The following is a 23,139-nucleotide window of genomic DNA, read 5'->3' as shown; positions in this document are numbered from 1 at the left end:
AGGAAACAGTCACAGCACCACATTACTTGACACTGTGAATTATCGGGGGTTATCGTGTGGCCACCGGTCGACCGAACCACCCGAAGGACCCGAATCGATGACGATTACGCAGCAGGACGACGCCACCATCTTCAATGTCAGCGTCGAGCACCCAACCGGTGTGGCGGCGACGGTGCGTTCAGCCGCTGACCATCTGCAGCTTGAGGTTCGCGCCGGGTCGCGCTCGATCCTGCAAGCCGACCTCGGTGTGGACTGTGATGGTGGGACGCTCGGGCTGGGCAGTGCGCTCCTCGACGTGTCCCGCGCTTCGATTACCGAGACCTACACCGCACACGTCGGGAAGAGTACCGGCGAGCGAACCGTGGACCACGAGGAGATGACGGTGGCGCTCCGGTCGGCGGACGGGCGGGACTGGCAGTTGATCGTGCGCGCGGCCCCCGACGGGGTTGCCTTCCGCTACAGCCTTCCCCAGTCGAGCAACGGGGCCGACCTCAGCCTCGGCGCAGAGCACACAGCGTTCGCGCTGTCCCCGACCAGAAGGGCCTGGCTGCTCGAGTACCAGACCTGGTATGAGACGGAACGGTTCGGCGTCGACGTCGCCCGCCTGAGCGACGGTGCCTACGGGTTCCCGGCACTGGTCGAGCAGGACGAGGGTGTGTGGCTGCTGCTCAGCGAGTCGGACATCGACGGTCGTTCTTCGGGCGCACACCTCGTCCGCGAGGCGGGCGCGGCACCGGGTGTCGTCCGGGTGGCCGCGGCGGATGTGCCGCTGACGGTCAGCCCTGCACACCAGACGCCGTGGCGGGTCGTCGTGACGGGGACACTGGCTGGGATCGTCGCGTCCACCCTCGTCGACGACCTCGCGCCTGCCGCGGACCCTACTGTTCCGGTCGTGGCTCGCCCCGGGCGCGGTGCGTGGTCGTGGTGGTCCAGCCAGTACTCCGGCGCGTACCTCGCCGACCAGATGCGCTTCACCGACTTCGCTGCGGAGCAGGGCTGGGAGCACGTCCTCGTTGATTGCGGTTGGGACGCGGCGTGGGTGCCGGAGCTGGTGGCCTACGCGAGCCAGCGTGGGATCCAGGTGCACCTGTGGAGTTCGTGGTCGGACCTCGACGGTCCTGAGCAGCTGCGCAAGCTCGCGCTGTGGAAGTCGTGGGGAGTGGCCGGTGTGAAGGTCGACTTCATGGAGTCCGAATCACAGGACCGGTACCGCTGGTACGACGCGATCATCGCCGAGGCGGAACGGGTGGGTCTCATGCTGAACTTCCACGGCTCGGTGATCCCGCGTGGATGGGCGCGGACACACCCGAACGTGATCTCCTACGAAGCCATCCGCGGCGCCGAGTACTACGTGTTCTACGGCACCCCGTTGACGGCCGCGCACAACGTCATCCAGCCCTTCACGCGCAACGTCGTCGGATCAATGGACTACACCCCGGTGGCGTTCTCCGCACCGGCTCGCACGACCTCGGACGCGCATGAGCTCGCACTGGCCGTGGTCTACGAGTCGGGCATCACCCACTTCGCAGACGACCCCGACGAGTACCGTTCGCGGCCCTTCGCCGCCCGCTTCCTCGCCGCGATGCCGCCACGCTGGCACGAGGTGCGCCTCCTGGGCGGTCACCCCGACGAGTACGCGCTCATCGCTCGCCGGTTCGACGACCGGTGGTACGTCGGAGCGATCGCGACGGGTCCGTCCCGAGAGATCCGCTTCGACCCCGCCGACCTCGTCGACGCCGACTACTCGGGGTGGCTCGTGACCGACGACGACTCGCGTGCGGGTCTCACGGACCGGACCTTCGCGGTGGACGCCGGCCCGGTGGTCGTCCCTGTTGCGCGAGACGGGGGGTTCGTCGCAGTGCTTTCTCCAGACCCCGTCGAGACCGTCCTGGAAGCCGCTCCGAACGCCGTCCGCGCCGCGGTCCGCATCGAGCCGGTTCGTTCGTTGGTGGCCCGCGAGGGCACGACGGTGCGCGTGGAGGAAGGCGCTCACCTCCAGGTGCCTCCCGGATGGAGCGCGGATCCGCACGACGACGGAACGTGGTCGGTGCTGCCGGCGAGGGACAGTGAGCCCGGCTCCGTCGGAGTGCTCACCGCCCGCCGTCGAGACGGGGCGGCATTACCAGCGACCGGGCACGCGCGGCTGTTCCTGCCGCTCGGAGCGGGCCGCCACGACCTGACCACGGTGCCCTACGCAAGTGCTCGCAACTCGTTCGGACCCGTCGAGACCAACCAGACCAACGGGGGCGGAGACCCCGACGACGGGCAGACGATGCGGGTCGCCGGAACCGAGTACTCGACCGGGTTCGGCGTCACCGACGACTCCGCCATCGAGTTCTTCGTCTGCGGTCAAGGCGGTCTGTTCACCGCGATCGTCGCCATCGACGACGAGACCCCGGAGTCCTCCGCGTCGGTTGTCGTGGCTCTCGACGGTCGGCCCGCTCTCGCGCTGACGCTGGAAGCGGGTGCGCCCCCTCGTGAGGTCGCGGTCGACCTGACCGGATCCTCGGTCATCGAACTGCGGACCGAACCCCACCGAACGTCGGGAACGGCTGCTCACGTGGACTGGATCGACCCCACCATCACCATCGGCGACCACTCGGTCCCCACCACTGCAGACAAAGGACAACCATGAAGAAGTGGTTCGCGGCAGCAGCCGCAGCAGTCACCGTCGCCGCGCTCCTGGGCGGATGCTCCGCCGGCGGTTCCGCCACGACGGGCGACAAGGACGTCACCTTGACGTACGGAGTGTGGTCACAGGATGACACCATGCAGAAACTCATCGATGAGTTCGAGCGCGAGAACCCGAAGATCCACGTCAAGCTCCAGGTGAATCCCTTCGCGGACTACTGGACGAAACTGCAGGTCGGAGCCCAGGGCGGAACAGCACCGGACGCGTTCTGGATGCTCGGTGACCACTTCCAGCTCTACGCCGCCAACGACCAGCTCCTGCAACTCGACGACGCCGTCAAGGCCGCCAAGGTGGACATGTCGAAGTATCCCAAGCCACTGGTAGACCTCTTCAACTACCAGGGTCACCAATACGGCTTGCCGAAGGACTTCGACACCATCGGCCTCTGGTACAACAAGAAGCTCTTCGACGACGCCGGCGTCGGGTACCCGACGACCTCGTGGACCTGGTCCGACGTGCAGGCCGCGGCGGCGAAGCTCACGAATCCGAGCACGCAGACCTACGGCATCGCAGCTCCACTGAATCGGCAAGAGGGCTACTACAACACCATCGCCCAGGCCGGCGGGGAGGTGATCTCGAAGGACGGCAAGACCTCCGGGTACGACAGCGCCGCAACGCAGAAGGGGCTGCAGTACTGGGTCGACTTCATCAAGAAGGGCCAGTCCCCGACGTTGAAGCAGTTCGCCGACACCGAAGCCGTCGCACAGTTCGAGAACCAGAAGGTCGCGATGTACTACGGCGGTTCCTTCTACGCGCAGCGGTTCTACGAGAACAAGACCCTGCGTCCGAACGTCGACGTCACCACGCTCCCCAAGGGCGAGAAGACCGCCACCGTCATCAACGGCATCCAGAACGTCGGCTACTCGAAGAGCAAGCACCCGGCTGAACTCAAGAAGTTCTTGCTCTTCCTCGGCGGGAAGAAGGCCGCGGACATCCAGGCAGCGACCGGAGCGGTCATCCCTGCGTACGAAGGCACGCAGTCGGCTTGGGTGAAGTCGATGCCGCAGTTCCACCTGCAGTCGTTCCTCGACCAGGTCCCGGACTCCGTGGTGTATCCCGTGTCGGCCAACACGTCCGTGTGGAACGATCTCGAGGACAAGGACCTCACCCCGGCCTGGCAGCTGCAGGAGCCCATCAAGGATGCCGCCGACAAACTCGCGACCGGTATGAACAAGGCCCTGAAGAACGAATGACCGCCACTTCCATCGGGCGGGGCGCCGACAAGCGCCCCGCCCGCCACGACCAGCGAGGCCGGTCTCGGTACGGCACCGGATCGATCGGTCTAGCGTTCATCGCCCCGGCGTTCCTGGGTCTTGCCGCGCTCTACCTCTGGCCGCTCATCGGCACGATCGGCACCAGCTTCACGAAGACGGGCCCGTTCGGCGGCGGTTCCTTCACCGGCGCCGAGAACTACTCGGAGCTCTTCTCCGACCCCGAGTTCTGGGCGGCGCTCCGCAACAGCGCCGTCTACACGGTCATCGTCCTCTTCGGAATCCCGCTAGCGATCGGGGTATCGTACGCCATCCACACCGTTGCTCGCGGACGGAGCGTGTACCGCGTGCTCTACTTCCTGCCGGTCGTCACCCTGCCGGTGGCTGTCGGCATGGTGTGGAGGTACATCTACAACGGGGACTACGGACTGCTCAACCAGTTCCTCGGAACCTTCGGGATCAGCGGACCCGCGTGGGTCGCCGACCCGCACGTAGCGATCTTCGCCGTCTCGGTCGTCGGGATCTGGATGGGACTCGGGACAAACATCATCATCCTCGGTGCCGGGCTCCAGGGCATTCCCCCGGAGTTGCTCGAAGCCAGCTCCCTGGACGGCGCGGGCCGAGTCCGTCAGTTCTTCTCGATCACCCTGCCCCTGCTGACGCCGAGCGTCTTCTTCGTCGCCGTCCTGTCGGTCATCTCGTCGCTGCAGATGTTCGACCTCATCTACGTCATGATCGGGCAGGGATCGCCCGCGCTCGACGGATCGGAGACCGTTGTCTACCTCTTCTACAAGAAGGCATTCATCCAGTACAACCAGGGGTACGGTTCAGCGTTGGCGCTCGTCCTGCTCGCCGTGATCATCCTCATCACCGCGGTACAGTTCCGTCTGCAGAAGAAGTGGGTGTTCTATGGTTGACCAGCTCGCTGCTCCTCGGACGCAACGCGCGGTGGCGACGAATCCCGCAGCACCCGCTCCGATCCGACGGCCAAGGCGCACCGGGGACCGATGGCTGCACGTGTTCCTGATCGTCGGCGCATTCGTCATGGTCGCGCCGTTCATCTGGCAGATCCTGACGACGTTCAAAACGGTCCCCGAGTCCACCTCCGTGCCGCCGACGTGGCTCCCGGCAACATGGACGTTCCACGCATACGCGACGTTCTTCGGCGCGACACCCATCGCCAGCATGTTCGCAATGTCGGCGGGCGCCCTCGTCCTGCGCGTCGCCGGGCAGCTCGTCCTCTGCTCGCTGGCCGCCTACGGTTTCGCGCGCTACCGCTTCCGAGGCGACTACGTCCTGTTCGGTCTGTTCCTGCTCATGCTGATGGCACCGAGCCAACTGTTCCTGATCGCGCAGTTCGACCTGGTGAAGAACGTCGGCCTGCTGAACACCCTCCCCGCGATCGCCCTGCCCGGCGCGTTCTCGGCTTTCGGGACGTTCCTGATGCGACAAGCGTTCAAGACCGTGCCGAAGGAGTACGAGGAAGCAGCCCGACTCGACGGCGCGAACGCGTGGCAGGTCTTCTGGCGGATCATGCTCCCCATGACCGTCCCGACCCTCGCCGCACTCACCGTGCTCACGGCGCTCTACTCGTGGAACGACCTGCTCTGGCCCCTCGTCGTGAGTTCCACCCGCGACACGATGACCCTGCCGGTCGGGCTCGCCACGCTGCAGGGACAATACGGCACCAACTACCCGACGCTCATGGCCGGCGCCCTCGTGGTCTCCCTGCCGCTGATCGTCGTGTTCATCGTCCTGCAGCGACAGTTCATCGCTGGCATCGCGTCGAGCGGTTTGAAGGGATGACCGAGCTGGAACGGATCCCGGTCACGTCACCCGCCGGCGTCGCCGTCTTCCAGCGCATCCTCACACACGGCCCGATCGCGCGGATCGATGTCGCGAGAGCAACGGGACTCTCACAAGCAGCGGTGACGAAAGCCGTGCATCCGCTCATGCAAGCGGGATTCGTCATCGAAGCGAACGCCGCAGACATGCAGGCAGGGCCCGCCCCCACCCCCGGACGACCCGTCAGTCCGCTGATCGTCGCTCCGGCACGCAGCGCCATCATCGGCATCAAGGTGACAAAGGCCCGGACCTACGGGGTCCTGACCGACCTGACGGCGCAGGTACTCGCCACGGACGAGCAGGACAACCCGTCGGCGGCCGTTGAGGACATTGCGCAGAGCGTCGTGCAGCTCGTCAGCCGTCTTCGTGCGCACGTAGCACCGTCTGATGTCGCAGGCGTCGGCGTATCGGTCTCCGGAGACGTCGACACTGACGCTGGCGAAGTTCGTCAGTCCCCCTTGCTCGGCTGGTCCGACGTGCCCCTGGGACGCATGCTCGAGAATCGGCTCGATCTTCCCGTCACCGTCGAGAACGACGTGCGCGCACTCACCCACGCTGAACAGCTGTTCGGCACAGGTCGCGACACCGCCTCGTTCGCCGTCGTCACCATCGGTGAGGGCATCGGCTGCGGGATCTTCGTCAACGGCGACGTCGTTGAAGGCAGCCGCGGCGTCGCCGGCGAGATCGGCCATCTGCCTCTTGCCCCGGGGAACCTCGTGTGCAGCTGCGGCCGACGCGGCTGCGTCGAGACGATCGCCGGCTCCTCAGCCATCCTCCGAGTGGTGCGAGACGCCACGGGCAACCCTCAGCTCGACTTCGACGCGGTGATCCGCCTCGCCCGGACCGGCGATCCTGACGCTCTGCAAGCTTTCGCATCCGCAGGCGACACCATCGGATCAGCCCTCGCGGCACTGGCAAACCTCTTCGGCCCGCAGGTCATCGTGATCGCGGGTGAGGGGGTGGACAAGTTCGACCTCTACGGTGACAGCATCCGTGAGACGTTCCTCGAGCACGCATTCTCCTCAGCCAGCGAGTGTGAACTGGTTCTGAGGTCGCACACGTTCACAGACTGGGCCCGCGGAGCCGCAGTGTCCGTGGTCCGAGCGATTTCATCGGGCTCCGCCTAACCACCAGGACCCAGCCGAGGTTCTCTAGGAGGTCAACTCCGCTGATATCGGTCTCTTATGTCAACCGGAAGTCACACCTCCGGTTGATGACAGTCTTGCGTAGCAGCACCACGCTCGATGCGATCAGAACTCCCTGCCGACGAGTCCCCCAGTTTCGGTGTCGAGCACGGTACGAATAACGCCAGCCCTGAACCAATCCTCGTCGAGGACTTCGTCAGGCACATCATTGCTGTTGATCGTGCAGATGTACTGACCGCCAGTGGATTCGACCATGGCCTGCGCGAACTGCAATGCACTAGCTCGCTGTCGAGGGTCCACGCCGTCAAATACCGATGAGTCGTGCACGAGGAAGTCGGGGTGATGCGCAGTTGCGATTCCCTCTTCGAGCATGGTGAGGTCAAAGCAAAAAAGGGTCATCCTATCAACACCAGTGCTACCGGCACCAGCTGCCCGGATCGTGAATTTGTATCCAGCGTCATCGACAGAGACTGTTAACGCGGCGTCCTTGCCGTAGAGCTGCCGCATTTTGTGACCGAAACGGTCGCTAATTTCATCTAGCTTCTCTCGCGACGTGGTCAAGTACCGGGTTGCTTCGTTCCGCTTCGTGGATTGCTCGAGCTTAAGCTCCTCCCGACGGGTGACCAATTCACGGGCTTGGTCAATCTGGAGGTCGAGTGCCGCCATTCGGGCTTCTATCTCGTTCAGCTCGGCGCGCATACCGTTCAGCTCGTCGAGCGCGCCACCTGCGTCCAATATACGTAGCGCACCGTCACGCTGCTCATCGAGACGCGACAGTTCTGCTGCGCGTGCCTTGATGCGCATGTCGAGCGAATCGATTTCCTCACCAAGGAACAGACGGCGGTTCTCCAGCAGCGCCGCATGAAATTCACGGACCTCGCCTACCTGCCGCTTAAAACCGTCAGACAGTATCGCTCCGGCAGCGTCAAAAATTTCCTCGACGGGCAACGCGTCCACGTCGGCGCTTTCGGCATCCGATAAAGACGCCAAATACAGTTCGCGCATGCGCCTGTCCACCACAGCTTCGTCACGCAGGCGACTGATTGTGGCCGTCAATTCGTCGGCACGAGCAACCAACGAATTGGGGTCTTCAAGAACTCGGAACCCTTCGACCCGCTGACGCCATTCGTCCACCTCGTTTTTCAACGCAGCACGCTCGAGAACAAGTACATCCTCCGGGCGAAGCGTAGCGACCAGGCCTTCTTTGGACGCCGCCGTGATCGCCTTCAACTGATCCAAGCCCTTCTTTATAGCGGCCAAATCGTGGATTAGTTTCCAGTCCAGCCCCATCAGAAATGCAACATGCTCTCGGCTGCTGGTTGCACCTTGCTGCGTGATCACCTTCAGAGGATCTTTGGGGGTGTCGGTGCGGATCACGTACGACAAAAGCGTGCGGACGGACAGCCCGCCAGTCGGATCTTCTTCGACTGGCTCCAGCCGGAAGAGCGACAACCCCAGTAGCTCCTTCCAACTATCGACGGCAATCTGACCTTCTGAGAGCCACGGACTGATCAGTTCCCGGGCCGGCCCATCCGCTGTGATCGAAAGCTTGCGGCCGCTCGACAACGAACGCGTCGCAGCCACGGTGCCGCCAAACATCTGAAGGGTCAAGGTCACCTCCCACCCGTCGTCAGCAAGCGGCCGCAAGCTCTTGTGGAGGTTACCGGCAAGCACATAATTGATCAGCATGAGCATTGTCGACTTGCCGCGAGCATTACGGCTGTCCTGGTCCGTTGAATCAGGAGCGCGATCGGCGATAATTGCGTTGAAACCAGGCTGGAAGCTGATAGGCTTGAATTCGTCGTGGTTAGCACTGAGGCGAATAAACATCAGCCGACCCTTATCATGTGGTTTTCATAATCAAGTACGCCAGCGCCGTATAAAAGCGTCAGCGCGTCAGTGAAACTGTCGTACGTTATTGCCGCCGACGTCTGGCGGTGCTCGACATATAATTGCCCGATACTTAGGCTGCGATCGCCTAGAATAACCAGCAGTGCAGCAGCTTCGCCTACGATTGTACGCCCTAAGGGTGTGAATTTATCCGGAAATAATTCACTCACGTTCGAATATCTCGCAAATCTCAAAGAGGTAAGCGATGACAGCCAGCGCGGCCGCACGAACCTGAGGTGTATCCCTAGGGCCAGCGTTCTGAATTGCCGTGTCAACCAAATAGTCAAATACGGCATCGGGCTCGAGTCCTCCTGCGCGTGCAGCGTAATAGTCGCTTTTGAACCGCGCAACTAAACTTCGCCCGAACGAGGGCGCAACGGAGTTTTGGAACGCAATAAAGTCCTGAACTCGGCTTGCTTGCGAGAGCCCATCGATAATCCGCTGAACGGACGACGGCCCCAACTCGTTCAGCTCGATCTTCTCCTGTAGAGGCACGGCGAGCTCAACGCCAAGTTCTTGCGGTGTCGTTGCAGAACTGGCGATGACAGTGCACACCACGGAGAGTTCTTCGTAACTCACCTCGCCGAGAGCACTCCTCACAGCGCGCTCCACTGCCGCTTCATGGACATGCTTCGCATCGAGGAGAAACTCTCGCGTGTGGTACTGAAGCTGTGTGTCTACCGCGTCGTGATGTGGGCCGCACAAGTAGATCAAGTTCTCGGCCGAGCCGCGCTCTGCCGCTGTCATCTTGGAGTCGAATCGAGGCCCACCCGGGCTGGCGGCCGCGATGTGCGCCACCTTTCCGGTTGCCTTAGGGCGGTCGCCCTCAGCCAGAGGGTCAATCGTCAGATCTAGACCGCAACCGGGATAGGCACACCTGTTGCCACTTCGGGAGATGACCACTTTCTCCTGGGCGGCAGGCACACGATCCCGCAGAGAATTTTGAGCCATAGTCAGACACTACCGGTTGCGCTAGCGCCGATCTCGGCGAGTTATCGTCGTGTTGCCAACTTGTCTCCCCACCTTTCCCAGCTACCACTCGGACGAGACCGATCTGGCCTCACTTTCCGGCCCCAGCAAGGCACTCAGGCCGATGCGGCCCGGCCCCGTGTCGCTCTGAGGTATGCCCCATTAGTCCGGGTTCTCGACTTCGAGCTCCACGAAGCGAGGCTTGCCGTACGACTCGACCGTGCCGGACAGGTGCAGGCCCTCGTCGACGAAGTGCACGGTGATCGTGTCCTGCGCCCCGAACCGTGCGACCTCCGCGTTCCACTCCTCGTCGCCCGGCTGCACCCAGCCCAAGACTGAGTACTGCTGCTTCCGGAGCACGCTGGTCGCCTCCTCGAGGGGGTTGGCCCTGCGGTCGCGGGTGGGGAGTGCGATGGCGTCGACGACGTACCCGGTATCCGAGTAGAGCGTGAGCTTCCAGATGCCTTCGCTCGCGCCGACAGGGACGTCACGGCTGATATTCGCGTGGGTAGCGATCTGGTCCATGCGGCGAGCGTAACCGGACTTGCCGGCGGTGTTGCCTACGCGGTACCGCGCCGCGATCGTCCTCAATGCCGTCATCACCTAACTACGTCATCTAGGAGACGCCCTGGCTGGTGCTGTCTGGTGCTAGCTCGTGCTTGGGCACGCTAGTTGCTTTTTCGAGGTCTGTGTCGAGTGCCCGGGCATCACCCCAGGCCGCTGCGATTCGAGTGAGGGCTGCGTCGACGGCCGCATCTGTGGCGCCGAGTTCGGAGTACGTCTCCTGTAACGACAGTCCGTCGAACCGTGACGGCTTCCGTGCGACCGCGCCGAGGAGCTCCTTCGGAATTTGACCATCCGCTGCTGCGGCACGTCGGCTCGGGATAATGCTCGTCATTGACCGGCCCGACAGGCTCACTCCGGTGCGCGCCCATCCGTAGACGTCTAACGGCAACAGCAGCTGCTCCGCCCGGCGCCACTCCCCCGGTACCGCCTGTTCGCAGTCGTGCCGGTCCAGGTTGCCCTTGGTCGGGTCGAGGAGTCGGATGACGTCTCCGCGAAACCCGGTCCAGACCGGTCCGACGATGCGAAGCCAACGGGTCGCCGCGCAGGCAGCACAGGACACCGGGTCGTCAGAGGAGGGCACGACGTGGCCGCAGATCCGGATGATGCTCGTCACCGCTACGTCGGCAGGGGTGATGGTGCGGGCCTGCTCGCGGGTTAGATGGAGGACCCCGAGCAGGACGATGAGGAACGCGTCGCGGCGGCCTCGAAGCCCGATCGGGTACCGGTACTTGGGGATCGTCGCAAGCGCCTCTCCGACGGTCGCATGGTCGGTGGCTCCTGGTCGCGGCCACACCCGGGCCTCCACCGTGGGTATCGGATCCGAGAGGCCAGCTTCGAGGTGGTGCGTGCGGATCGCACGGCGGCGGAGCCGCTGCGTCGACGCGCTCCCGGGGAACAGCGTCAGGAACTGTCCGATCGTTGCTGCCGTCGCCGGGAGCGACTCGTGTCCGGACACGGTGCACCACGCGACGAACCGGCCCCAGTGTGCCTCGAGCAGCGCCCTGCTGTCGGGCGCGAGTTTGGGGCCGGGTTTGGGGGAAGTTTGGGGGGTCACAAGCGCATTCGGGTGACGGCGTTGCGGACCAGGGGTGCGTATTCGCGGTCGTAGATCTGCAGGGTGGCGGCGTTGGTGTGGTGGGTCTGGTTCATGATCTCCACGTCCGTCGCGCCGGCGTTGCGTGCTTCGGTGACGAACCCTGCGCGGAGGGAGTGCCCGGACCAGCCGCCCTCCCCGAGCCCGGCGGCGTGCGCGCGGCGGGCGACGGCTTTTCCGACGGTGGTGGGGCTGATGCCGGTGTTGCGGAACAGGCCCCACTTCGACACCGCGCGGAAGAACGGCATCGACGGTGGTAGGCGGTCGGTGCCGAGCCCGTCCGCGCAGACGTGAACGGCGAGGCTTGCTCCGGTGAGCGCGGTGAAGAGGCCGGCTTCGCCCCGAGCGTCCTGCGCGGCCATCAGCCGAGAGAGTCGAACGAGCGCGCACGGAGCGCAGGTGACCGGGTTCGCGCCCTGCTGCAGCACCTTGATCCGGCCGAGGCCGTCCTGATCGGTCTTGGACTTCCGAACCCGGGCGTAGACACCTTCGCCGTCGACGAGGCGGAGGTCGGCGACGGTGAGGGCGGTGAGTTCGGATTCACGGAACGCGCCGACGAACCCGAACAGCAGCAGCGCTTGATCCCGGGTCCCGAGGGCGCCGGTCTGCGGGTCGGCGACGTTGATCTTCAGCAGCGTCGTCTGCAGCGCCTTGAGCGTCATCGGCTTTGCCCGCCGCACCGGAACGGACCGGGTGCGGCGGATGCCCTTGAGGACGTCGCGGACGATCGCTGTGGAGCCGGGTGGGGTGTGGCCGCGGCGGGCGTGTTCCCAGTCGATTGCGGCGACGTAGCGGCTGATCGTCGCCGGTGCGTACCGTTGCCCACCATCGGGCAGGACGGCGTTGGCCTTGTCCGCGAGGAACGCCGCAACCTCGGTCGGGTCGACCGGAGCGGTGGTGGTTTGCTCGAGCTCGTGCGGTTCGGAGACCTCGTCGTCGAGGAACCCGGCACGCCAGCGGGCGAACTGCCGCAGGTCCGACCGGTACGCCCGCACCGTGTTCGCCGACAGTGACGCCTCTGCGAACACTTGCGGCGACACCCCTACCGGCACCACCACCGCCGACCCCGCACCGGCCGGCTCCCCGTCCCCGCCTGCGGCGCGCTGCCGGGCGAATGCGGTCCGGGACCGCTCCGCCGCGGCACGCTGCTTCGTCGACGCGGCGCGCCCCAGCGACCGAACCGAACCGACCGCCAGATCCGACACCACAGCACCCCCGAGATCCGATGGGGATGTGTCGGTCACGGCTGCTCCTTCCCAGGCTGTCGGCTACCAGCACTGTAGAGCGACGGACCGACGTATCCAGCAGCCGTGCCGTCCCACAGAAGCCACTTCTTCACCGCCGACGCCCGAGCGGATCTGCGTTGTACGATCGGCGCACCATTCCTGGGGAAAAGGGGAAGCGGTGGAGTTCGCCCGCATCGGCACAACCGATCGCACCATCAGCGCCGAACGCTTCACCCATGCCGCGGACCGGGACGAGGTCGCGCTGCTGCTGAACTGCTACGGCTGCGCCGCACCAGCGATCTACCGCCGACGAGGCAGCAACGGACGCCGCGCCACCTTCGCCGCCCACCACACCACCAACGACTGCCCCTACCGATCCGCCACCACGGAACCGGTCGAACCGCGCCCCCTGCCACCCCTCGCGCCTGCTCGGCCCGCCAGTACGCTTCTGCACGTTCTTCCCGCCCACCGGCGATCGGGCGCGGGGGCCGGTGTGCAGCTTCATCGTGACCCGGACACCCCGGCCGACTCGCAGGATGCCTCGAACAGCCGAACGCCCGCGACGGCGTCGCGGGATGCGGTGCCGAATCGTGGGCTCCGTAGCGTCCTCCACGATCTCATCCGCGACCCCGCCTACCGGGCGGGTGACGACAAGCTCGAGCTGCCCGGTCCCGGCCCGACCGGCATCATCAGGACCTTCGTCCGCACCGCCAGCGTCCCGTCGGCGACTGCAGGAGCCGCGGAGGTGGAGCATCCGCGGCAGCGGCTGTACTGGGGCAGCATCCGCTGGGTCGGTCACAGCGGCGACACCTACTGGATCAACACTGAACGGTTTGAGACCCTCTCCATCCCCTACCCCGCCGCAGAGATGACGAACCTGCTCGACGCGTACGCGCTCGAAGACGTCACCGACCTCATTGAAGCGCGCTTCATCGGCTACGGATGGCTTCACCGACGCCGCGACCGCGACCGCTACATCCTCCGCCTCAACAGCCCAGCCTGGTTCGACATCCGCCTCCTCGGCGAAGACCCCAACGGCATCGCCGAGTGATCGACATCGACTCATGTCGGTGGTGGGCGAGACCGTACGGCATGATTTCCGCATCCGCTCTTACTGGTGACCCCGACAGCCTTCCGACCCCACGCCGTGCGATCCACATCGTCACGCTTGTCGTTGTCGGGATGTTCTTCTGGATCGGCGCGACGATCGCCTCCGAGATACCGGGAGAGCTGCGCTCATCGACTCCGACCTTGGCGTGGATGCCCGGCTGGGGCGCAGCCCTGCAGACGTCAACAATTGCTGCGCTGCTTACCTACACGCCCGTCGTGCTGGTGCTCTTCGGGATCTCACTCGCAGGACAGGCAGACTTTGTCGACGTCGAACATCGCCGGAAGATTCGCCAGAGCATCGGTTTGATCGGAATCGTCATTGCCGGCTCCGCGCTGCTCCTCGCCGCCTTCGCTGTCGCCGTGATTTTGGATGATCCGAGTCGGGCGCCGCTGCTGGTGATCGTCATTCCAACCGCGGGAATCTGCTGGGTCCTCGGGCTTGAGGTCGGACGCTTCGTAGTCCCCGCCCACCAGGTACAGCTCAGTAGCGCCTATAAGACGCTCCATATCGCGCAGCAGCGGCTTGCCGTGTTACCGCAGGCAGCAATGAACATCTGGATCGCGCATCTGACGACCATCGGTTACGCCCTGATCCTCGGCATCGTCACTGGAACTATCGTGCAGACCATCTACGGGACCGGATTCTGGATAGGAGCTCTGGTCGGCAGCGTTGGCACGTCCAGCGGGCTGCTGATGCTGCTGCAGATCAACGCCGGCACCCTCAACTCAGCCAGGCGCGGAATGCGGCTTTGGACCCGCATCTGGACGTACCTCAGCTATGTGGCGATCGTCGTCTTCAGTAACGCCTCGCTGACGAGCATCGCACCCAAGGCAGCGACGGCACTGCTCGTTCTCACCGCCGCTGAGCTACTTGTACCCTTGCTGTTCCGCCGCCCCTCCGCCTCGGCTCCGAATTGGACTGCCCAGCTGACGCTTTCAGGCGCCATCGCGCGCGTCGCCGCAGATGACCTCAAACGAGGTATCCGCAGCACACAGCGCCGCATCGCAACCCTTGAAGCCCTACAGCAGCAAACCGGCCCGTCACGCCTTGCGCGCCTCATGGCCACGCTTCGACCGCGTCACTGACTGAACGCGCACCGTCGCCGCTGGACTTGCTCTGGTTCCGCTCAATTCCACCCCGACTCGTTCCTGAGCGTCGTTGCAGATCCGTAGACTCGGCCAGGTGATGAGTGACCCTGAAGATGCGCGCGACGGATCCACGTCCATCTGCACGCACGAGGAGTTCGCTCCGATCACCTACCACTGGTATCCGCACTCCGGTGAGACGTTCGCGGCCGCCGTTCGCCAGCTCCTCGCCGCGTCGGACCTGTCCGAGGACGCGCAGAGTCACGTGTTCTCCGAAGTCGGCGCGCGCATGAAGATGCTCCGGAAGGGGCAGCTGCGTGAGGTACGCCACGTGAAGGGTCCGATCGACACGGTCACAGGCCTCGACCTCTTCGAGGTGCGTGTCCGCGGCGAGGTCGGCGAAGACGCCGACAGCGATGTCCTCGTCCGGATCTACCACGCCGAACCGACGAAGTTGCGCTCGATCGGCGGCTCCACCGTGATCGGCCTCCACATGCACATCAAGGACATCTCCGACCCTGCGAGGGTGCGGGAGCGTCAGGACGAGGAGATGCAGAAGGCCCGCGACCGGTTCTTCACGGGCCGTGCGACTTCTTGGGCGTAACGCCCTGAGCGGACAGTGTGTACGTACCTGCACCGGTGGATATAGGGTTTGGCCTATGACCACGAACGAGTTCGATGACGGACTGGGCTTCGAGGACGAGGAGACTCCCGCTGAGCGTCTCGGTCGCGAGCTTGCCGAAGCCGACCTGGAGCTGATCAACACCATCCGCGCGAAGCGCCTCGAGCGCGGGCTCTCACAACTTGAGCTTGGACGCCTCATCGGCGTTTCGCAGGCGACGGTGTCCGAGTTCGAAAGCGGCGGAACCGAGCCGCGCCTACAGACCGTGCGGCGTTACGCGCGCGCACTCGGCATCATGATCGAGCACCACGTCCGCGACGCGGACCTCAGCTACGCACGCGGCACGATCACGTTACACACGCAGTTGACGGCGACCGTCCACGTTCAGCGCGCCGGCCAAGTGGGCTCCTACAGCGCAGACGCCAACAAGCACCTCACGGACTTCGCCCTTGCTGCCTGATACGCCGGCCCCCGAGGCGGCCGACGCGCCGCGCCAGGTTGGCGACATCCACGAGATGGTCGAGCTCGTCGAGCTAAGCGACGTCTTCGTCTGGGAGGAACGCGGCCGCCGCATCGACGAGACCGCCACCGAGGACGACGCTGAGCCGCGGATCCGGCAGGTACTGAATGTGGGCGACCGGGATGACTTCCTTGGCGTCGCGTTCCGCTTCCGGATGAGCGTCGACGACCGGCAAGGAAACGAGTTCATCGCGGACTACCAGGCCCGGTACGACCTCGCTGCGCCGACGCAGTTCAGCTCGGAGGTGCGCGCGGAGTTCGCCGAGCGGGTCGCCTTCTTCACGGTCTACCCGTACCTGCGTGCCTCGATTCAGATGACGGCATCCCGCATGGGCGCGCCAGCGCCCGTCCTCGCGATCGTGCGTGCTGGCGAGTTCAAGCTCGGCACGACCATGACGGACGACGCCGTCGCCGCCGAGTTCAGGGACACCACGCCAGAGTCCTGACCGGCAGCGCTGGACGGCTCACTACGTGAATTGCATGCCTGTCTGAAGGCTATGCGCTCGGCGATGGACCGTCTCACCAGACGAGCGGGTGTGACCTTTTTCAGGTGCTGACGAGTCGGTCTGCGTTGCCACCTGCCCCCCCTGTCAGCTGCTCGATTCAGAGCAGCGCAACAGCCATCTTGTCGACGTCCATGACGCGACAATGCTCCCCCAGCGGCGCTGATGCCATCCGAATCACGACGGCACCCGGCGGCGGCCCACGCAGACACTTCACACCCGTTCGGGCGACCAGCAGCGTTCGTTCGCAACCGCGCACCGCTGCCGAAAGCTAGCGCGGTACGGGAATGCACCGCGCACGTCCATCGAATCAGTTCCGATAATTCTTCCCGGAACGAATCGGCGGCGGTGGAAGCGGCATGCTCCTTCCTCGAAGGCTGGGCGCGTGGTGGATGAAATCGCTGTGCTGTGCTGTGCTGGTCGGGTGGAATTGTTCTTGGGGGTACTTTCCGGCGTCGCGTTGCTCGCAGTTCTGGTCTTAGCACTGGTGCTCCGGGGATCTCGAAGGCGCATTGCGGCGCAGCAGTCGGCGCAGGAGCAGCAAGCTCAATCACACGCCGATCAGCTTCGCGGGCTGGCACTGCAGCACGCCGATGCGATATCGGATGAACGGTCCCGCACCGACGCCTACGAGGCAGTGACGCATCGAGCCATGGGCTGGGATGCGGCGTCCCGCGACATGATCCTGGACGTCTGCGAAGATCTCGGCATCGACGGTGTGCTCCTCACGAACATCGTGTTCGTCCCGACCGACGCCAAGCCCTTCCACCGCTATGCCGCGCAGATCGATCACGTCCTGGTCATGGGTGCCTCGATTCTGCTCGTGGAGAGCAAGCGATGGAACGGCGTTGTCTTCGACGGCATCAACCCCGCTTCAGCCCATCCAAGCTTCCGACGACTGCTCGCTACACCGCCGAACGGGCCTTTCGCGCTCCAGATCGTTCCGGATAGCAGTGAGCAGTTGATCGTCCGGGCATACCCGAATCAGTCGTCGCTGGCGCCCGCGGCTCAGGCTCGCCGGCAGGCAGCCAGACTGCATCACTATCTCGCTGCCGCCCACGGCTCGGTCCCTCACGTTGACACGTGCGTCTTCTATAGCCACCCCGACGCTGAGGTCTTCGCCCGCCCCCAAGACACGGCAGGCAACGTTTCGACGTTCATCGCAGCGGGATACGACGGCCTCCGTCGGGTGCTGCGACAGTACAAGCCCACACCCTCGAGTCACGGTTCCCCCCACCCAGCAGTCCTTGACACACTCATGGCCATCGCCGCCGACGCGATCGAGCTCAGTGCAACGCCGGCAGGATTCGAACCAGACAGTGGGGACGGGAGCATCCTCGAAGAACACGACGATCATGTGCCCGGGCTGACGATCCGGGAGATCCGTGGGGTCCCGGACTGGTTCAGCAACCCGCGCCACCATGAGTGACTTCAACCAGAACAGCATCGCAACACTCCGGCGCGGGTGGGCTGCAGCGCGTCGCCACAGTAGGCGGGCAATCATCATCTCTGCCATCGCGTTCGGTGCCGCCCTCGTCGCAAGCGCCTTTTTCACCCAACCTGGACCGATCGCCGCACTCGTATCGGACCTCGCACTGATCGCCCTACTGGTTCTCGTGCTGGCCACACTCGCGAACTGGGCGTCACACACCGCACTGTGGTGGCTCCTCGGCGCAACGCGGTGGGATCGTTTCCGACCCTCGGCACGCAGGAAACGACACCTCGCCATGTTCGATCGCGCACTGCAGGACCGCGCCCCCGACCGCGCCCTCATTCGCGTCGTCACCATCTATCAACGTGCTCGTCGGGGAACCAAATGCATCGTCGAGCACCCCTTCGGCGTCACCCAAGAAGCCTGGTTCTGGTGGTACACACCACGTCAAGGCGACGTCTACCTGGTGCGCTGCTCTCGTGGCTGGGGACCACACTCAGGCAACCTTGACCTGCTCTACGTCGGATCCGACACCACCGGCGCCGGCGTCATCTACCGCCTGCCCCGCCCCGCATGGAAGGCCGCGCGCCGACGGCTCCAGCTTCCGCGGCCCTAAACAGTCCCACGCACTATCAATCAACCAGCCGCGACTTCCGACCCCCAGCAACGCAACCGACGGCCGTTAGGTAGGTGATCGCCATGCGGTCACATGGCCACGGGCCGCTTCGACCACCTAACGAGGTGCTTCGAAGTGTTCCAGCCATGACCGCAGCGTCTTCTCGAGTGCGTCATGATCGTGCGCCGGGACGAGATCGAGTAAGCGGCGCTCGTTCGCCAGATGGGCGGTCACAGCGTCGTCGATCACCCCGACCCCTCGAGGGGTCAGCCGAACGACTCGTCCACGAGCGTCAGTGTCGCTTCGACGCCGGACGACGAGCCCCGCCTTCTCCAGCCGGTCCAGGCGCTTCGTCATGCCACCGGTTGTGACCATCGTCGATTCGGCGAGCTCACCCGCGTGCCGCTCGAACGGAGCTCCGGCGCGACGAAGCGTTGCGAGGACGTCGAACTCGCCCTCCCTCAGACCGTGCTCCGCGTATACCGCCACGATCTCGTCCGTCAAGTGAGCGGCAAGCCGGTGCAAGCGTCCAATCACTCCTTGCGGCGCGATGTCGAGGTCGGGCCGCTCGCGTCGCCACTCCGCTTGAATGATGGCGACTCGGTCATCCTTCTGCTCCACACTGCCAACAATACCTTCCCGGCAAGCTATGTTGTCTTCCATGGAAGACAATCGCCGATGGTTGCTCGTCGCAGCGACGGCCCCGATCGCTTGGGGAAGCACGTACTTCGTCACAAAGACGTTCCTGCCCCCGGAGCCGCTGTGGGGTGGCGCGATCCGAGCCCTGCCAGCTGGCCTTCTACTCCTGCTCATCGCCCGTCGGTTGCCGTCTGGTTCCTGGTGGTGGAAGAGCGTCGTGCTCGGAACCCTAAACGTCGGAGCGTTCTTCGTCCTCGTCTACCAGGCCGCTCAGCTGCTCCCAACCAGTATCGCCGCCGCCATCATGGCGTCGTCACCCGTCGCGCTCGCACTGATCGCGTGGCTCGTCGTGCACGAGCGACCATCGCTGATTCGGTTCACTGGTGCGATCATCGGGATCGGCGGGGTCTGCCTGCTCCTGCTCGACCGCACACAGCCCGTGAACTGGCTCGGCGTCTGTGTCTCCGCGGCAGCGATGGCCGCGTCCTCGTTCGGATTCATCCTCGGGAAGCGATGGAATCCCGAGGTCGGCGTCACGGCGTCGACTGCCTGGCAGCTGATCGTCGGGGGCATGCTGCTGATCCCGTTCGCCGGCACCCTGGAAGGTGCTCCGCCGGCCGTCGGTCCGGCCGGGATCACGGCGTACGCCTTCCTCACGCTCATCGCGACCGCAGTCGCGTACGTCGCGTGGTTCGCAGCACTTGACCGGCTTCGTGGAGACGTCGTCGGCGTGATTGGCCTGCTCAATCCCCTGACAGGGGTTGCCCTCGGGGTCTTCGTTGCCGGAGATCACCTCGGAACCCGTCAGGGCGTCGCCATCGCCGTAGTGCTCATCGGCATCGTCGGGCCCCTCCTGCTCACCACACACCAACGCCGCGGACCAACAGCTCAAGCTGGTTCGCAGCATAAACAGGGAACACGCAGACGCGAGACCGCCCGGTAGCCGATCGGCTATCGAGATCTGGGGTCGGCGGCCAGCTTGAAGAGCACGAGCCCCGGTGTGCCGTTCGGCGCCGCGGGTCCGTGGCCGATCGCTGCGAAACCCAGTGACACGTAGAGCCGTCTCGCTGGGCTATCAAGGTCCGACGTCTGCAACCAGCAGGGGGCGCCTTCGGTCGCTCGAAGCCATTCGACGAGCACCCTGCGACCTAAGCCGCGATACTGCTCCCCTGGTGCTCGGGCAAGGAGGTTCAGTGCGACAGAGCCGTCGAGCTTCGGCGCTTCATCCCCCAGATTCTCTCGAAGCTCATCCGCCCAAGGATATCGCTGCTCCTCCCACTGCCACGGGTGTCCGTAGGAGAACGCGACGAGTCGACCGCCATCGCGAGCGGTCGTCGCGACCACCCGCTCACGCTCTATCGCTCCCTGGTAGAGCGACGCAAAGAGCTCGGCGAAGGAGGGTGGTTCGGAGAGCGGGGGCTGTCCTGCCGCTGCTTGGTAGAGCGTCCGGACTTCCACAGAGCGCGGAAAGTCCCGAGGGGATGTCATCGTGGTGACGACGGTCATGTCGAAAGCCTACGACCGCGTCCGGTAACCGATCAGTCAGCGGGGCGGCGGACCCAGCCCGAAGATCAGGGAGATTCCGCCGAGCACACTGACGAAGAACACGACCGTCACGACGGCGGCGGCTACCAATGCGATGACCGTGGTCAACAACGCCAGCAAGCCGAACAGACTCACGGCCCTGGCTGCATCGCGAGGTGCCGGGACCGTTTGCTCGCCGTCCGTGAATAACTCGGCCATGCTGCGGGGCCGCTGGTCCTCCATACGACGAGGCTACGTCACGTCCCTTCTCGGCAAGTCACCAGCCGTCCCGATAGCCGATCCCCTGCCAAGACGCACCGCTTCATCTTGTCGACGCCGATGGGTCATAGTTCCCACGGCCGATGCGCAGCCCCCGTACCGATGACATGGTTGCGGGCATGAGCCAACGCCGCGAGCTGCGTCACGACGAGCAGCGTCGAGCCCCGTGGCGGGCATCAACAGCAGCAGCGGTCGGCATCGCCGCCATCGCCGTCTGGGTGATGCTCTACTGCGCCGCACAGGCGAACTACGTGCCTGTCGAGACCGCTTACCAGGCGCACCTCGACACGCTCAACAACCCGCCGATCCTCCAAGACCCTCCAGCACCAGTCGCCCGGGCCGAGTTCTTCGTGGGCGCGGTACTCGTACTCGCTGTACCGGTGGTCGTGATCGCGCTAATCACGGGGCTCTACTCCGCGCGGAACAACGAAGGCATGACCTCGATCCGCGTCCTCGGTTGGACGGTGTTCGGGGTGGGTGCCCTCGGAGCGATCCCCGCGCTACTCGGCGGCTTCTTCGGCGCCTTCAGCGCCCTACTCGACGCACTGACACTGCTCCACTGACCAACACGACGGCAGCGCGCCGCCGGCGCCGGGACCCTGCAGCGTCCAGACCGCGGCTTCACCGGGCGACACGGCTAAGCGGATAGAGCTGTCCGGCCGCAGACGCCGTCTCAGGAGACAGCCCGTAAGGCGATCGGCTACCGCACATGCCGTGACCCGCTGCGAGCAGCCGCCGCGGAAGCCTCAGCGAGAATCGCGGCCGCGCCATCAGTCTCGAGCATCCGCCCGTCGCGCCTGCCACCACGATGCCCCGAGCTCGCGCAAGACCCAGCCCGCGAACAGAACGCCCCCGATACAGCCGAGAACAAGCACCGCCAAACCGAATCCCAAGATGCTCCCCACGCGATCAGGCTACCGCCGCACCTCTGCCGCCCAGCAACGGCGTCTCGATAGCCGATCGGCTACGGAACGCGGCGTGGTCCGGGCCGGTAGCCGATGGCCCCGCGGTGAGAAGTGGCAGTTGTTTGCCGAGCCCGGCACACAAACATGATGGGATGGCTGCTGTCCGCCCCTTCAAGGGTGGAGGACGGGACTCCTGATTCACCCCGTCCAGGGAGTGGTGCTCCCAAGGCGGGGCCGCGCATTCGGGTTGCGCGGCCCCGCCCCTCCCCAACGTGAGATCCGTCGAGCACTGTGGAAACGCCAGTGGCCCCGGATTGCTCCGGGGCCACTGGGTCGTAGGTGTCAGTTACTGAGTGGTGTCGATCGCCGGTGAAGGTCCCGTCGCCCGGCGGCGAACCACATCAGTGACCCGAGGAACGGGAAGATCAGGATCCCGACGATCCAGAGAGTGGTTGCGAGCACGCTCATGCGTGCTCGGTTGCGGAGGACCGAGACGATGGCCGCGACGATCAGTGCCAACAAAGCAACCAGCACCACCGTCCACAGCATGTCGTACTGCTGAGGGACAAGAGCGTTGTTCATCCGAAGACCTTCCGCGAGCTGTGCTGTTGAGAAAGATGGGGGGCGCCTGATAGGGCTGTACAGGCGCACCCCGTTTGGCCCGAAGCCTAGTTGTTGGACGCCTTGGTCGACGAGCCCTTCACATCGAACTCGAGCCAGAAGTCCTTCGAACCCTTGGACCCACCGTCCCACGTCCAGAAGCCGGTGATGTACGCCGAGTTGGAACCCGACTGTGTCTTGCGGCCCACCACGACGCGCTTGTCAGTGCAGCTGCCAGCGAAGCACTCCGTGGTGATCGTCGAGTGGTTCGTGATCGAGGAGTTGCCGCCCTGCACCTGGTGGTAGGTCACCAGGTATGCCGCGCTCGCGAGCACCACGTTGGTCGACACCGTGCACTGGATGGTCGCGTCGTAATGGCTCGACGACAGGGTCTTACATCCGCCGATCGACGCGTTGATGTGCACACCCCCCGGCGTCGTGGTCACCGGGGCTGGCTTCTGCAGCTGCGTCACCTTGATCGAACCGTCCGCGAAGGTGTCCACCGTCGTCTGAACGGACTTCGCGGTGCTGGTGCTGCTCTGCACCGGCTGCGCCCCGCTCACCGAGTCCCAGAGCTGTCCCGCCTCGAGTTCACCGAGCAGCTTGTCCTGCGTCGCCGCGCTCACACCGTACGTGTCCCAGGTCTGGCGCATCGCGGTCTGGTCG

24 protein-coding genes are annotated in these 23,139 nt (G+C 64.9%); 14 read left to right on the top strand and 10 right to left on the bottom strand.

The window, feature by feature from the left end; genetic code table 11:
- Window positions 1-97 precede the first annotated feature (97 nt).
- From AAEP86_RS01310 to AAEP86_RS01290, 5 genes are all read left to right on the top strand, one after another.
- A complete protein-coding gene (locus AAEP86_RS01310) occupies window positions 98-2,635 on the top strand; it encodes a glycoside hydrolase family 97 catalytic domain-containing protein (protein ID WP_420367060.1) in 2,538 nt (845 codons plus the stop codon).
- Window positions 2,632-3,885, top strand: a complete 1,254-nt coding sequence (locus AAEP86_RS01305) for an ABC transporter substrate-binding protein (RefSeq protein WP_420367059.1) — start codon at window positions 2,632-2,634, stop codon at window positions 3,883-3,885. The genes AAEP86_RS01310 and AAEP86_RS01305 overlap by 4 nt, the downstream gene beginning before the upstream one ends.
- A complete protein-coding gene (locus tag AAEP86_RS01300) occupies window positions 3,882-4,820 on the top strand; it encodes a carbohydrate ABC transporter permease (protein ID WP_420367058.1) in 939 nt (312 codons plus the stop codon). Before AAEP86_RS01305 ends, AAEP86_RS01300 begins: the two co-directional genes overlap by 4 nt.
- Before the next feature lie 100 nt (window positions 4,821-4,920).
- Window positions 4,921-5,709 carry a carbohydrate ABC transporter permease gene (locus AAEP86_RS01295; RefSeq protein WP_420367057.1) on the top strand — a complete coding sequence of 263 codons (789 nt, stop codon included), beginning with the start codon at window positions 4,921-4,923 and terminating at the stop codon, window positions 5,707-5,709.
- Window positions 5,706-6,875 (top strand): ROK family protein, encoded by a 1,170-nt coding sequence (locus AAEP86_RS01290; RefSeq protein ID WP_420367056.1) that lies wholly within the window; start codon window positions 5,706-5,708, stop codon window positions 6,873-6,875. Before AAEP86_RS01295 ends, AAEP86_RS01290 begins: the two co-directional genes overlap by 4 nt.
- A 123-nt stretch (window positions 6,876-6,998) precedes the next feature.
- On the opposite strand, the gene AAEP86_RS01285 is transcribed toward AAEP86_RS01290, so the two are convergent.
- The 5 genes from AAEP86_RS01285 to AAEP86_RS01265 all read right to left on the bottom strand — a co-directional run bounded on the left by AAEP86_RS01285 (window position 6,999) and on the right by AAEP86_RS01265 (window position 12,440).
- Window positions 6,999-8,723: a DUF2326 domain-containing protein gene (locus tag AAEP86_RS01285; protein WP_420367055.1), complete on the bottom strand. Its 1,725-nt coding sequence runs from the start codon at window positions 8,721-8,723 to the stop codon at window positions 6,999-7,001.
- 222 nt (window positions 8,724-8,945) lie between these two features.
- A complete protein-coding gene (locus AAEP86_RS01280) occupies window positions 8,946-9,581 on the bottom strand; it encodes an ABC-three component system protein (RefSeq protein WP_420367054.1) in 636 nt (211 codons plus the stop codon).
- Window positions 9,582-9,914: 333 nt separating this feature from the next.
- Window positions 9,915-10,277: a hypothetical protein gene (locus tag AAEP86_RS01275; protein WP_420367053.1), complete on the bottom strand. Its 363-nt coding sequence runs from the start codon at window positions 10,275-10,277 to the stop codon at window positions 9,915-9,917.
- A gap of 91 nt (window positions 10,278-10,368) precedes the next feature.
- Window positions 10,369-11,274, bottom strand: a complete 906-nt coding sequence (locus AAEP86_RS01270) for a hypothetical protein (RefSeq protein WP_420367052.1) — start codon at window positions 11,272-11,274, stop codon at window positions 10,369-10,371.
- A 95-nt stretch (window positions 11,275-11,369) separates the two neighbouring features.
- On the bottom strand, window positions 11,370-12,440 hold the full coding sequence (locus AAEP86_RS01265; protein WP_420367051.1) for a hypothetical protein: 1,071 nt from the start codon (window positions 12,438-12,440) through the stop codon (window positions 11,370-11,372).
- A 376-nt stretch (window positions 12,441-12,816) separates the two neighbouring features.
- Here AAEP86_RS01265 and AAEP86_RS01260 point away from each other — a divergent pair, with 376 nt between their 5' ends.
- The 7 genes from AAEP86_RS01260 (at window position 12,817) to AAEP86_RS01230 (ending at window position 18,526) form a co-directional block, all read left to right on the top strand.
- A complete protein-coding gene (locus AAEP86_RS01260) occupies window positions 12,817-13,689 on the top strand; it encodes a hypothetical protein (RefSeq protein ID WP_420367050.1) in 873 nt (290 codons plus the stop codon).
- Window positions 13,686-14,834: a hypothetical protein gene (locus AAEP86_RS01255; protein WP_420367049.1), complete on the top strand. Its 1,149-nt coding sequence runs from the start codon at window positions 13,686-13,688 to the stop codon at window positions 14,832-14,834. Before AAEP86_RS01260 ends, AAEP86_RS01255 begins: the two co-directional genes overlap by 4 nt.
- 100 nt (window positions 14,835-14,934) lie before the next feature.
- Window positions 14,935-15,438: a hypothetical protein gene (locus tag AAEP86_RS01250; RefSeq protein WP_420367048.1), complete on the top strand. Its 504-nt coding sequence runs from the start codon at window positions 14,935-14,937 to the stop codon at window positions 15,436-15,438.
- A 55-nt stretch (window positions 15,439-15,493) separates the two neighbouring features.
- Window positions 15,494-15,916, top strand: a complete 423-nt coding sequence (locus tag AAEP86_RS01245; protein WP_420367047.1) for a helix-turn-helix transcriptional regulator — start codon at window positions 15,494-15,496, stop codon at window positions 15,914-15,916.
- Window positions 15,906-16,421 (top strand): hypothetical protein, encoded by a 516-nt coding sequence (locus tag AAEP86_RS01240; RefSeq protein WP_420367046.1) that lies wholly within the window; start codon window positions 15,906-15,908, stop codon window positions 16,419-16,421. Before AAEP86_RS01245 ends, AAEP86_RS01240 begins: the two co-directional genes overlap by 11 nt.
- A gap of 442 nt (window positions 16,422-16,863) precedes the next feature.
- On the top strand, window positions 16,864-17,907 hold the full coding sequence (locus AAEP86_RS01235; RefSeq protein WP_420367045.1) for a nuclease-related domain-containing protein: 1,044 nt from the start codon (window positions 16,864-16,866) through the stop codon (window positions 17,905-17,907).
- Window positions 17,900-18,526, top strand: a complete 627-nt coding sequence (locus AAEP86_RS01230) for a hypothetical protein (RefSeq protein WP_420367044.1) — start codon at window positions 17,900-17,902, stop codon at window positions 18,524-18,526. Before AAEP86_RS01235 ends, AAEP86_RS01230 begins: the two co-directional genes overlap by 8 nt.
- A 117-nt stretch (window positions 18,527-18,643) precedes the next feature.
- Here AAEP86_RS01230 and AAEP86_RS01225 read toward each other — a convergent pair whose 3' ends face one another.
- Entirely contained in the window at window positions 18,644-19,147 is a 504-nt protein-coding gene (locus AAEP86_RS01225) for a MarR family winged helix-turn-helix transcriptional regulator (protein ID WP_420367043.1), read from the bottom strand.
- A gap of 40 nt (window positions 19,148-19,187) precedes the next feature.
- On the opposite strand from AAEP86_RS01225, the gene AAEP86_RS01220 reads away from it, so the two are divergent.
- Window positions 19,188-20,108: a DMT family transporter gene (locus AAEP86_RS01220; protein WP_420367042.1), complete on the top strand. Its 921-nt coding sequence runs from the start codon at window positions 19,188-19,190 to the stop codon at window positions 20,106-20,108.
- An 8-nt stretch (window positions 20,109-20,116) separates the two neighbouring features.
- Here the strand turns inward: AAEP86_RS01220 and AAEP86_RS01215 are convergent, their stop codons facing one another.
- Entirely contained in the window at window positions 20,117-20,671 is a 555-nt protein-coding gene (locus AAEP86_RS01215; protein WP_420367041.1) for a hypothetical protein, read from the bottom strand.
- A gap of 36 nt (window positions 20,672-20,707) precedes the next feature.
- Entirely contained in the window at window positions 20,708-20,932 is a 225-nt protein-coding gene (locus AAEP86_RS01210) for a hypothetical protein (protein ID WP_420367040.1), read from the bottom strand.
- A 155-nt stretch (window positions 20,933-21,087) separates the two neighbouring features.
- Between AAEP86_RS01210 and AAEP86_RS01205 the strand changes: the two genes are divergently transcribed.
- Complete coding sequence (locus tag AAEP86_RS01205) at window positions 21,088-21,531, top strand: hypothetical protein (protein WP_420367039.1); 444 nt, start codon at window positions 21,088-21,090, stop codon at window positions 21,529-21,531.
- Between the two features lie 684 nt (window positions 21,532-22,215).
- Here the strand turns inward: AAEP86_RS01205 and AAEP86_RS01200 are convergent.
- Together AAEP86_RS01200 and AAEP86_RS01195 are read right to left on the bottom strand one after the other, a co-directional pair.
- Window positions 22,216-22,455, bottom strand: coding sequence for a PLDc N-terminal domain-containing protein (locus tag AAEP86_RS01200; RefSeq protein WP_420367038.1), 240 nt, complete (start codon window positions 22,453-22,455; stop codon window positions 22,216-22,218).
- A gap of 86 nt (window positions 22,456-22,541) precedes the next feature.
- Window positions 22,542-23,126 (bottom strand): hypothetical protein, encoded by a 585-nt coding sequence (locus tag AAEP86_RS01195; RefSeq protein WP_420367037.1) that lies wholly within the window; start codon window positions 23,124-23,126, stop codon window positions 22,542-22,544.
- Between the last annotated feature and the right edge of the window lie 13 nt (window positions 23,127-23,139).

The organism is Curtobacterium sp. L1-20, from assembly GCF_048755855.1.
GTDB lineage: Bacteria > Actinomycetota > Actinomycetes > Actinomycetales > Microbacteriaceae > Curtobacterium.
Note: the sequence above shows the minus strand (reverse complement) of the source record. Positions and strands in the feature narration are given on the sequence as shown.

Bases quoted from the DNA above. Each gene is read 5' to 3' on its own strand.
- AAEP86_RS01200 (WP_420367038.1), bottom strand. From the start codon at position 22,455: ATGAACAACGCTCTTGTCCCTCAGCAGTACGACATGCTGTGGACGGTG.
- AAEP86_RS01205 (WP_420367039.1), top strand. From the start codon at position 21,088: ATGAGCCAACGCCGCGAGCTGCGTCACGACGAGCAGCGTCGAGCCCCG.
- AAEP86_RS01245 (WP_420367047.1), top strand. From the start codon at position 15,494: ATGACCACGAACGAGTTCGATGACGGACTGGGCTTCGAGGACGAGGAG.
- AAEP86_RS01195 (WP_420367037.1), bottom strand. From the start codon at position 23,126: ATGCGCCAGACCTGGGACACGTACGGTGTGAGCGCGGCGACGCAGGAC.
- AAEP86_RS01300 (WP_420367058.1), top strand. From the start codon at position 3,882: ATGACCGCCACTTCCATCGGGCGGGGCGCCGACAAGCGCCCCGCCCGC.
- AAEP86_RS01210 (WP_420367040.1), bottom strand. From the start codon at position 20,932: ATGGAGGACCAGCGGCCCCGCAGCATGGCCGAGTTATTCACGGACGGC.
- AAEP86_RS01230 (WP_420367044.1), top strand. From the start codon at position 17,900: ATGAGTGACTTCAACCAGAACAGCATCGCAACACTCCGGCGCGGGTGG.
- AAEP86_RS01250 (WP_420367048.1), top strand. From the start codon at position 14,935: ATGAGTGACCCTGAAGATGCGCGCGACGGATCCACGTCCATCTGCACG.
- AAEP86_RS01290 (WP_420367056.1), top strand. From the start codon at position 5,706: ATGACCGAGCTGGAACGGATCCCGGTCACGTCACCCGCCGGCGTCGCC.
- AAEP86_RS01310 (WP_420367060.1), top strand. From the start codon at position 98: ATGACGATTACGCAGCAGGACGACGCCACCATCTTCAATGTCAGCGTC.
- AAEP86_RS01285 (WP_420367055.1), bottom strand. From the start codon at position 8,723: ATGTTTATTCGCCTCAGTGCTAACCACGACGAATTCAAGCCTATCAGC.
- AAEP86_RS01220 (WP_420367042.1), top strand. From the start codon at position 19,188: ATGGAAGACAATCGCCGATGGTTGCTCGTCGCAGCGACGGCCCCGATC.
- AAEP86_RS01275 (WP_420367053.1), bottom strand. From the start codon at position 10,277: ATGGACCAGATCGCTACCCACGCGAATATCAGCCGTGACGTCCCTGTC.
- AAEP86_RS01215 (WP_420367041.1), bottom strand. From the start codon at position 20,671: ATGACCGTCGTCACCACGATGACATCCCCTCGGGACTTTCCGCGCTCT.
- AAEP86_RS01305 (WP_420367059.1), top strand. From the start codon at position 2,632: ATGAAGAAGTGGTTCGCGGCAGCAGCCGCAGCAGTCACCGTCGCCGCG.